General features: G+C 75.9%; 7 protein-coding genes and 1 pseudogene. 4 read left to right on the top strand and 4 right to left on the bottom strand.

Features of this window, described 5'->3' with window-relative positions:
• The coding region (locus PYV61_RS14700) for an Ig-like domain-containing protein (protein WP_275832823.1) at window positions 1-1,326 on the bottom strand (1,326 nt) is incomplete at its 3' end.
• Between the two features lie 144 nt (window positions 1,327-1,470).
• On the opposite strand from PYV61_RS14700, the gene PYV61_RS14705 reads away from it, so the two are divergent.
• A complete protein-coding gene (locus PYV61_RS14705) occupies window positions 1,471-2,637 on the top strand; it encodes an acyl-CoA dehydrogenase family protein (RefSeq protein WP_275832826.1) in 1,167 nt (388 codons plus the stop codon).
• A 22-nt stretch (window positions 2,638-2,659) separates the two neighbouring features.
• Here PYV61_RS14705 and PYV61_RS14710 read toward each other — a convergent pair whose 3' ends face one another.
• The 3 genes from PYV61_RS14710 to PYV61_RS14720 are packed head-to-tail and all read right to left on the bottom strand — an operon-like array spanning window position 2,660 to window position 6,620.
• A complete protein-coding gene (locus PYV61_RS14710) occupies window positions 2,660-3,796 on the bottom strand; it encodes an EAL domain-containing protein (RefSeq protein ID WP_275832828.1) in 1,137 nt (378 codons plus the stop codon).
• A gap of 56 nt (window positions 3,797-3,852) precedes the next feature.
• On the bottom strand, window positions 3,853-5,133 hold the full coding sequence (locus PYV61_RS14715; protein WP_275832830.1) for an SGNH/GDSL hydrolase family protein: 1,281 nt from the start codon (window positions 5,131-5,133) through the stop codon (window positions 3,853-3,855).
• Entirely contained in the window at window positions 5,133-6,620 is a 1,488-nt protein-coding gene (locus PYV61_RS14720; protein WP_275832833.1) for an outer membrane protein transport protein, read from the bottom strand. Before PYV61_RS14720 ends, PYV61_RS14715 begins: the two co-directional genes overlap by 1 nt.
• A 194-nt stretch (window positions 6,621-6,814) precedes the next feature.
• On the opposite strand from PYV61_RS14720, the gene PYV61_RS14725 reads away from it, so the two are divergent.
• The 3 genes and pseudogenes from PYV61_RS14725 to PYV61_RS14735 form a co-directional block, all read left to right on the top strand.
• On the top strand, window positions 6,815-7,333 hold the full coding sequence (locus PYV61_RS14725; RefSeq protein WP_275832835.1) for a fasciclin domain-containing protein: 519 nt from the start codon (window positions 6,815-6,817) through the stop codon (window positions 7,331-7,333).
• A gap of 111 nt (window positions 7,334-7,444) precedes the next feature.
• Window positions 7,445-9,169 carry an amidohydrolase gene (locus tag PYV61_RS14730; protein WP_275832837.1) on the top strand — a complete coding sequence of 575 codons (1,725 nt, stop codon included), beginning with the start codon at window positions 7,445-7,447 and terminating at the stop codon, window positions 9,167-9,169.
• Between the two features lie 62 nt (window positions 9,170-9,231).
• Window positions 9,232-9,516 (top strand): annotated as a pseudogene (locus PYV61_RS14735) (hypothetical protein); the annotation flags it as partial.

A 9,516-nucleotide genomic window follows, 5' to 3' on the forward strand; every position in this document is an offset into this window, starting at 1 on the left:
CGCGGCGCGCAGCCCGGGGAGCCGGGAGCCGGCGCGGCGCGCCAGCTCGCGCACCCAGCTCAGCCGCTCGCCGTGGGCCGCCTCGGCGGCCGACTCGCGCGCGGCGGCGAGGCGGGCGGCGTCGGACAGCGGCTGGAGGGCGGCGCGCGGCGCCGGGACGCGCGCCGAGCGGGAGCACGGCGTCGCCGACGGGACCGCCGAGGCGGGCGCGCCGCGCAGCTGGCCGAAGGCGAAGCGGTCGCCCGACTCCTCGACGTTGAAGACGGTGACGAGGTAGCGGCTGCCGCCCTCTAGCTGCGTGCAGCGGGCGGCGTCGGCGGTGAGCAGCGTCAGGTTCTCGCCGACCCGGAGCGTGCGGCGGGCGGCGACCGGGACCGCCACCGCGTTGCGGACCGAGTCGACGGTGCCCGTGCCGAGGTCGCGGCGGATCGTCAGCGTGCCCGCGCCGGTGGCCTGGCAGGGGAGCGCGCTGGTGGCCGGGACGGTGGCGCGGATGCGCGTGGGGGTCAGCTCGACGAGGGTGGCGCGGACGCCGCTCACCAGCAGCTCGGTGCCGCCGCCGGTGCCGGCGACGAAGCCGCTCCCCTCGACCACGACCTCGCCGCCGGGGACGAGGGTGTCGGGGGCGACGCGGGTGACGGCGAGCGGGGCCTGGGACGAGACGCGGACGGTGAGGCGGGCCCGGGCGGTGTCGCTGGTGGCGGCCACGGTGGTCGCGCCCGGGGCGCGGGCGATGAGCCGGCCCGAGGCGTCGACGGCCACGACCGCGTCGTCGGCGCTGGTCCACGAGACCGCGGCGGCGTCGAGCGGGTTCCCGAAGCGGTCGGCGACCAGCGCCCGGAGCTGCAGCGTCAGCCCGGGGACCATGCCGACGACGGTGTCCCCCTGCACCCGCAGCGTGGCGGCGCGCCCCGCGGCGGCGGTCGCCATGAGCTGGGTGCGGGCGGGCGCGGTGCCCGCGGAGGCGACCATCGTCTGGACGCCGGCGCCGGGGCCGAGGGTCCAGGTGGTGCGCGCGACGCCGTCGGCGTCGGTGGTGCTGGTGGTCGGGGTCGCGCGCCCGCCGTCGTTCGGGGCCCAGGTGACGGGCGTCCCGCCCACGGCTCGGCCGCCCTCGGCGGTCACGCGCACGCGGACCGGGACGGTGACGTCCCCGCCCGCCGGCCCGGCGAGCGCCACGCCCACGTCGGCCTGCGAGACCGCCGACGGCACGGGCGGCGGGCCGTCCCCCCCGCCCCCGCAGGCGGCGGCGAGCGCGAGGGCGGCGAACGCGAGGAAGCGCGCCGCGGCACGGGGCCGCGGACGGGCGGTAGCGGTGGGGACCATCAGGACTGCGAGAGGGGGGGCCACGCGGGCGCGGACGGCCGCGCCGATCCCTGCAAGCTACCCCACACCATGCACATCGGCCATTTTCGACAACGCGCCGCGGGCCCCCGCGACGCACGCCCGCCGAAGCAACCAGCCCCGACCATGTCCAGCGACCTCGCCACCGCCCGTCCCCCCCTGACCCTCCTCTCCGAAGAGGAGATCATGTTCCGCGACGCCGTCACCGCCCTCGCCGAGGGGGAGGTCCGGCCGCGCGTGCAGGCCATGGAGGCCGCCGGGAAGGTCGACCCCGCGCTCACCCGCCAGTTCTTCGAGATGGGCCTCATGGGGATCGAGCTCCCCGAGTCGCTCGGCGGGGCCGGCGGCACCGCCATGATGATCGTGCTGGCGGTCGAGGAGCTGTCGAAGGTGGACGCGTCGGCGGCGATCCAGGTGGACGTGCAGAACACGCTGGTCGAGTACCCGCTGGCCACCTACGGCACCGACGCGCAGCGGCAGCGCTGGCTGACTCGACTGACGTCGAACACCGTCGGGGCGTACGCGCTGTCCGAGCCGGGCTCGGGGTCGGATGCGTTCGGGCTGACCACGAAGGCGACGAAGGTCGACGGCGGGTGGCGGCTGTCGGGGGCCAAGGCGTGGATCACCAACGGCGCCGAGGCGGAGATCTTCGTGGTCTTCGCGACCACCGACCCCGCGCTCGGCTACAAGGGGATCACCGCGTTCGTCGTCGAGAAGGGGACCGAGGGGTTCGCGATCGGGCGCAAGGAGGACAAGCTCGGCATCCGCGCGTCGAGCACCACCGCGCTGCACTTCGACAACGCCTTCGTCCCCGACGAGAACCTGCTGGGCGAGGTCGGCAAGGGGTACAAGATCGCGATCGACACGCTGAACGTCGGGCGCATCGGGATCGGCGCGCAGATGATCGGCGTGGCCGGCGGCGCGCTGGCGGCGGCGACCGCCTACCTCAAGGAGCGCAAGCAGTTCGGCAGGGCGCTCGCCGAGTTCCAGGGGATCCAGTTCCAGGTCGCGCAGGCGGCGACGGAGCTCGAGGCGGCGCGGCTCATGGTGTACAACGCGGCGCGGCTCAAGGACGCGGGGCAGGACATCGCACGCGAGGGGGCGATGGCCAAGCTCTACTCGTCGCAGGTCGCCGAGCGCGTGACGTCGGTGTGCGTCGAGCTGTTCGGCGGGTACGGCTACACCAAGGAGTACCCCGTCGAGAAGTTCTACCGCGACGCCAAGATCGGGACGATCTACGAGGGGACGTCGAACATGCAGCTGCAGACGATCGCCAAGGCGGTCCTGCGCTGAGGCGACGCGGGCGCGCCGGGGCTCAGGCCCCGGCGAGCGCCCCCTCGCCGCGCCGCGCGCGCAGCGCGTCGGCGGCCGCCAGCCGCGCCACGGGGCGCGGCGCGGCGGCCGGGCGGCCGACGTGCCACCCCTGCACGTAGCGGATCCCGCGGGCCTGCAGCCACGCCAGCTCCTCGGCGGTCTCCACCCCCTCGGCGAGCACGGGGATCGCGAGCGAGTCGGCCAGCTCCAGCACCTTCTCCGCGACCACCGCCTTGTACGGGTCGGCGTGGACGTCGCGCACGAGCTGCAGGTCGAGCTTGAGCAGGTCGGGGCGCAGCAGGTGCAGCCGGTTGAGCGACGAGTAGCCCGCGCCCACGTCGTCGAGCGCGACGCGGAAGCCCGCGCGGCGGTAGTAGTCGAGGATCGCGCGCAGGTGGTCCGTGTCGGCGATCCCCTCCGACTCGACGACCTCGAAGACGATCCGCTCGTGCGCGATCCCGGCGGCGTCGATCGCCGCGACGGTGGAGCGCAGGCACATCGCCGGGTCGTAGATCGCCGTCGGCGTGAAGTTCAGGAAGAGCAGCCCGTCGAGCCCCGCGGCCGCCGCGCCGGCGATGTGCGTGCGCCGCGCCGCGAGGTCGAGCGGGAACAGGAGCCCCGCGCGCCGCGCGGCGTCGAACAGCCGCACGGGCGGGAGCAGCGCGCCGTCGGCGTCCACCCCGCGCAGCAGCGCCTCGTGCCCCACGACGCGCGTCGGGTCGTCGCCGAGCGCGATCGGCTGGAAGTGCGACGTCAGCCGCTGCCGCTCCATCACCTCGACCAGCCACGCCGAGTCGAGCAGCGCCTGGAATCGCGCGAGCGACGCGACGCGCGACACGTCGGCCGCCGACGGCTCGGCGCCGCCGGGGGTGAAGAGCACGCGCGTGTCGTCGCGCTCCAGCGCCGTGAGCGCGTCGGCCAGCGCCGCCGCGACGTCGGGGAGCGCCTCGTCGCCGACGTCGACCGACACCCCGTGCGCCGCGCCGGCGCGCGGGGCGAGCCCGAGTCGGCGCGCGGCGGCGGTCGTCTTGGCGACGCCGTGCGCGCTGGGGAGCCAGAGGTGCAGACGCCCCGCCCCTCGCGGCAGGACGGGCAGGACCTCGCAGGTGGCGCAGGGGACGCGGGCGGGAGGGGTCACGCCGGGGAGTGTCGGCCGCCGCTGCGGCGGACTTCACCCCCCAGGCGCGCGTCCGGTCAGGGCGCCGCGATCGTCGTCGGCAGGCTGCTCCCGTACTTCTGGTTGATGACCGCCGCCAGGTCGCCGGCCAGCACCACGTGCGCCGCCGTCGACGGGTGCACGCCGTCGTTGGACACGTACGGGGCGAACGGCGCGGTCCGCGCGGCGAGGTTCGGGAACGGGGGCACCTGCCCCGAGGCGCGCCACGCGTCGAGCCGCGAGTTCGGGTCGTAGAAGGCGAAGCCGATCGAGTCGGCCTTCGCGCGGAGGAAGGCGTTCCACCCGCGCACCCGGTTCACGAAGAACTGCCGGTCGGCCTCCGAGAGCACGCCGGGCGTCTTGGCGACCACGCCCGGGATGTCGGCGCAGACGAACGGGAACGGCGCCCCGGCCGGCAGCACCGCGTTGGCGGCGGCGGCGATCTGCGACAGCGCGGTGAAGGCGAGCTGCGGGGCGCCGGTGTTGCAGTTGGGCGCGAACGCGATCGGCCGGCCGAGGAGCTGCTGCACCGCCGCCGCGGCCTGCGCGTTGTACGCGAACGCCGGCTGCGACGGCGTGGCCGCCGGGTTGATGACCGACAGCGGGAAGGCGAGCGGCGCGTTCGTGACGTTCACGACGCCGATCAGCACACCCTTCAGCCCGGGCGCGCCGGCGAGCAGCTCGGACAGCATCCGCTGGTAGTTGGCGACGAACGCCGCCGAGTCGGTGACGCCCGCGCGCGTGCCGGCGAGCGCGAAGCTCAGCACGTCGTTGTTGCCGATCCACACGCTGACGAAGGTCGGCCGCCGCTCGAGCGCGGCCTGCACCTGCGTGCGCCCGCCGAGGATGAACGCGGTGAGCGCGCTCGCGCCGCTCCCCTGCACCGTGCCGACCGGGTCGAACGAGTTGGCGCCCGGGACGGCGACGTTGTCGACCGGGCGCCCCTGCGCCGACGCCTGGCGGCCGTAGCACCCCGCGGCGGCGACGGTCTGCCCGGCCGACGCGGCGACGCGCGCGCCGGTGAGGAAGTCGGCGATCGGCGCCGGGCACCCGGGCTTGGCGAGCGCGGGGTAGGTGAAGTCGACGCCGGCCGCGCGCGCCAGCAGCACGGGGAAGGCGCGCTGCTGGGTCGAGTCGTTGATGCCGCCCGACTGGTAGCCGGCGGTGATGCTGTTCCCGATCGCGACGTAGCGCTCCAGGAAGGGAGCCGCCAGGTTCGCGGCCGGCGCGGTGAGGCGCAGCTCGGGGTCCTTGGCGCAGGCGCCGAGCGCCAGCGCGGCGGCGACGGCCGCCGCGGAACGGAGGGTCGTGGGCCGCATCAGAACCGCGCCTTGAGGCTGAGCGAGAAGATGTTCGCGTTGAGCGCGTAGAAGCCGTTGTTCACCTGCTCGGCGGTCTGCGCCGCGGTGCGCTCGCCGGTGCGGCCCCGGCGCCCCTCGGTCTCGACGCGCAGGTACGCGGCGTCGAGCGCGAGCCGAGCGCCGAGCGGGATGCCGACGCCGACGTTGACGTTGTAGCGGTCCATGTCGGGGAGGAGCGGCGTCACCGTCTCGTCGGGCGCCGGCGAGGTGGCGTAGCTGAACCCCGCGCGCCCGGCGAGCCCGCCGGCGAGGCGGTACTCGCCGCCGACGCGCACGCTGTGCGAGTCCTCGTAGTTCTCGATGATGGTGCGGCTCGGCGGCGACGCGCCGCCCCCCGCGCGCGGCAGGAAGGTCACCGGCAGCTCCTGGAACGACGACCACCGGATGAGCGCGTAGTCGGCGGACAGCGTGGCGTTGCGGATCCCGGTGAAGCCGACGCCGACCTGGAACTGCGCCGGGTGGTCGATGCGCGAGCTGACGAGCTGCCCGGGCGCGAGCGCGCCGGCGCCGGTGAACTGCGGGCCGGTGATCGTGGCGAGCGTGGTCCCCGCCGGGAGCGCGGGGGTGGTCGCGCCGAGCAGCGGGTTGCCGGCCTGCAGCACGTACCCCGCCGCGGCCGGCGACGGCGTGAACGTCGCCTCCCCCTCCTCGTAGTCGAAGCGCACCTCCGACAGGTAGCGCACGCCCACCGACAGCGCGTCGGAGACGCGCGCGAAGGCGCCGAGGTTGTAGCCGAACCCCGTCCCCGACCCCTCGATCTGCGCGCGTGCGAACTCGGTCCCCTCGGCGTATCCGAGCGCGGCGTACGTCGAGCCCGCGGGGAGGCCGAAGGCGGCGAGCAGCGGCGCGGAGGTGATCGGGCTCGCCGAGAAGTCGAGCGCCTGGCGCAGCTCGAGCGAGGAGTGGCCGAACACGGGCCCGCCGCCGACCGAGAGGCGGCCGGGGACCAGCTCGAACGCGACGTTGGGCTGCACGTAGATCGTCTGCAGCGACGCGCGCTGCGCCGCGAAGCGGCCGGGGAAGTCGTCGCGCCACTGCGACGTCAGGCCGTAGGGGACGTAGCCGGCGACGCCGAGCGCGAGGCGCCCGTTGCGCCAGTTGACGCCGAGGAACGGGGGGAACTCGACGGGGACGTCGCCCGCGTCGCGGCGGCGCGTCGCGTCGGCGGTGAAGCTGCCGCGCACCTGCACGGCCGACACGCCGCCGTACGCGCTCAGCCCGCGTGCGAGCGTCGTCGCGGCGGCGGGGTTCCAGTACAGCACCGACGCGTCGTCGCACGGCGCGCCGGTGACGGCGAAGCCGCGCCCGATGGCGCAGGAGCCGATCTCGTTGAGGCCGAACCCCTGCGCGGCGGCGGGGGACCACGGCGCCCACAGCGCGGCGGCGGCGAGCGCGAGCGCCAGGGCCCGCGCGGCGCGCCGGCCGGCGTGCGCACGTTGCTGCATCTGCGACATCTCCTGGGATGAACGGGAAGGGCCGGGCCCCGTGCGGGCGCCCGCGTCCGCCCTGAGGCAAGGGGCGTGCGGCGGCCGCTCACGCGGTCCTGACGTTCGGCCGGGAACCGCGCGCACCGTTCGCGGCATCATCCGGCGGGCGCGCAGGGGCGCGTCCCTCATCGAACCCGTGTGGAGGGGTGGATATGCTTCGTACGCTCACGCAGGCCGCCGCGGTCGCGGCCGCCGTCGCGCTGACCGCGCCGCGCGCCGCGCAGGCGCAGGACATCGTCGAGACCGCGGTCGCCGCGGGCCAGTTCACCACGCTCGCCAAGGCGCTCACCGAGGCCGGCCTGGTCGAGACGCTCAAGGGGACGGGGCCGTTCACCGTCTTCGCGCCGACCGACGCCGCGTTCGCCAAGCTGCCGCCGGGCACCGTCGAGGCGCTGCTGCAGGACAAGGCCAAGCTGCGCAGCGTGCTGCTGTACCACGTCGTCCCCGGCAAGGTGACCGCGGCCGACGTCGCCAAGGTCACCTCGGCCAAGACGGTCGGCGGCCCGTCGGTGAAGGTGATGGTGCACGGCGGCGCGCCGATGATCGACAACGCGAACGTCGTGAAGGCCGACGTGATGGCCAGCAACGGCGTGATCCACGTGATCGACACCGTGCTGATGCCGCCGGCGGGCGGCGGCGCGGGCGCGGCGGTGCGGAAGGACGGGCGCTGACCCGCCGCCGACCCCGGCGCGGGGCCGACGAGGGGGAGGGACGCGTGCCGCGTCCCTCCCCTTCGTCTATCTTCGACGGCGTCCTCCACCGTTCCCCTTCCCCGCCCCTCCGTGCGCCGCCTCCCGCTCCTGGCCCTCGCCGCCGTCGCGTCGTCGCTCGCGCTCCCCGCCGGCGCGCAGTCGCCCGCGCCGGCCCCGACGACGCCGCCCCCGGCCGACCTCGTCGTCACCAACGCCCGCATCTACACCGTGGACGACGCGCGCCCGCTGGCCGCGGCGATGGCGGTGCGCGGCGGGCGCGTGCAGTTCGTCGGCGACTCCCGCGGCGCGCTGGCGCTGCGCGGCCCGCGGACGCGCGTGGTCGACCTCGGCGGGCGCACGGTGATCCCCGGGATGGTCGACGCGCACGGCCACCTGTCGGGGCTCGGGCTCGGGCTGCGCAACGTGGACCTCGTCGGCACGACGTCGTACGACGACGTGATCGCGCGCGTCGTCGCCCGCGCCCGCACCGCGCCCAAGGGGTCGTGGGTGGTCGGGCGCGGGTGGGACCAGAACGACTGGGGCGACACGCGCTTCCCGACGCACGAGGCGCTCTCGCGCGCCCTCCCCGACCACCCGGTCTACCTGGAGCGCGTCGACGGGCACGCGGCGCTGGTGAACGCGGCCGGGATGCGCGCCGCCGCCATCACGCGCGACACCAAGGACCCCGAGGGCGGCCGCCTGGAGCGCACGCCGTCGGGCGACCCGACGGGCGTGTTCGTGGACCGCGCGCAGGGGCTGGTCGAGCGCGCGATCCCGAACGCGACGCGCGACGAGCTGCGCGAGGCGCTGCGCGCCGCCACCCGCGAGCTGCACAGGTACGGGCTCGTGGGCGTGCACTCGGCGGGCGAGGGGCGCGCCACGATCGAGCTGATGGAGGAGATGGCGCAGCGCGGGGAGCTCGACCTGCGCGCGAACATCATGATCGGCGACGACAGCGCGGCGCTCCGCCACTACTTCGCGCGCGGCCCGCGGCGTGCCCTGCACGACGGGCGGCTGTGGGTGAGCAGCGTCAAGCTGTACGCCGACGGCGCGCTCGGGTCGCGCGGCGCCGCGCTGCTGGAGCCGTACGCGGACGACCCGAACAACAGCGGGCTGCTCCTCTCGGCGCCGGCGCACATCCAGGACGTCGCCACGCGCGCCCTCCGCGCCGGGTTCCAGGTCAACACGCACGCCATCGGCGACCGCGGCAACCGCGTCGTGCTCGACGCCTACGAGGCCGCGTTCAAGGCCGTCCCGGTGGCCGACCACCGCTTCCGCGTCGAGCACGCGCAGATCCTCCACCACGAGGACGTGCCGCGCTTCGCCGCGCTCGGCGTCATCCCGAGCATGCAGGCGAGCCACCAGACGAGCGACATGTACTGGGCCGGCAACCGCCTCGGGCAGGGGCGCCTGCTCGGCGCCTACGCCTGGCGCGCCCTGATCGACGCCGGCTCGATCGTCCCGAACGGGAGCGACTTCCCGGTCGAGCTGGTGAACCCGCTGATCTCCTTCCACGCGTCGGTGGCGCGCCAGGACGCCAAGAACTGGCCGTCGGGCGGGTGGTACCCCGAGCAGCGGATGACGCGCGAGGAGGCGCTCAAGTCGATGACGCTGTGGCCCGCCTACTCGGGCTTCCAGGAGGGGGAGCTGGGGTCGCTCTCGACCGGCAAGCGCGCCGACTTCGTGGTGCTCGACCGCGACATCATGCGCGTGCCGGCGGAGGAGATCCTGGCGACGCGCGTGCTGGCCACCTGGTTCGGCGGCCGCGCGGTGTACGAGGCGAAGGGGGAGCCGGCGGGCGGGGCGCAGCCCTGACCGACGCGCGCGGGCTGGCCGCCGCGGCGGCGACGGCGCTCACGTGGGGGCTGGTGGGGACGATGGTGCGCCTCCTCCCCGCCCTCTCGCCGCTGCAGGTGGTGACGGGACGGCTCGCGTTCGCGCTCGCGGCGTCGGCGCCGCTGCTCGCCTGGCCCGGCGCCCGCGCCGCGCTCGCCGACGCGGCGCGCGGCCCCGCCGCCTGGACGCTCGCGGCGCTGATGACGGCGTACTACCTGCTCGCGGTGGTCGCCTTCCGCCTGGCCCCGGTGGCCGACGTCGCGCTGCTGCTGGCCGCCGCGCCGCTGTGCGCGCTGGCGCTGCGCCGCCTGCGCGGCGAGCGCGCC

It is taken from the genome of Roseisolibacter sp. H3M3-2, assembly GCF_029211165.1.
Lineage (GTDB): Bacteria > Gemmatimonadota > Gemmatimonadetes > Gemmatimonadales > Gemmatimonadaceae > Roseisolibacter.

Coding starts and splice junctions, on each gene's coding strand:
- PYV61_RS14705 (WP_275832826.1), top strand. CDS start 1,471: ATGTCCAGCGACCTCGCCACCGCCCGTCCCCCCCTGACCCTCCTCTCC.
- PYV61_RS14725 (WP_275832835.1), top strand. CDS start 6,815: ATGCTTCGTACGCTCACGCAGGCCGCCGCGGTCGCGGCCGCCGTCGCG.
- PYV61_RS14720 (WP_275832833.1), bottom strand. CDS start 6,620: ATGCAGCAACGTGCGCACGCCGGCCGGCGCGCCGCGCGGGCCCTGGCG.
- PYV61_RS14715 (WP_275832830.1), bottom strand. CDS start 5,133: ATGCGGCCCACGACCCTCCGTTCCGCGGCGGCCGTCGCCGCCGCGCTG.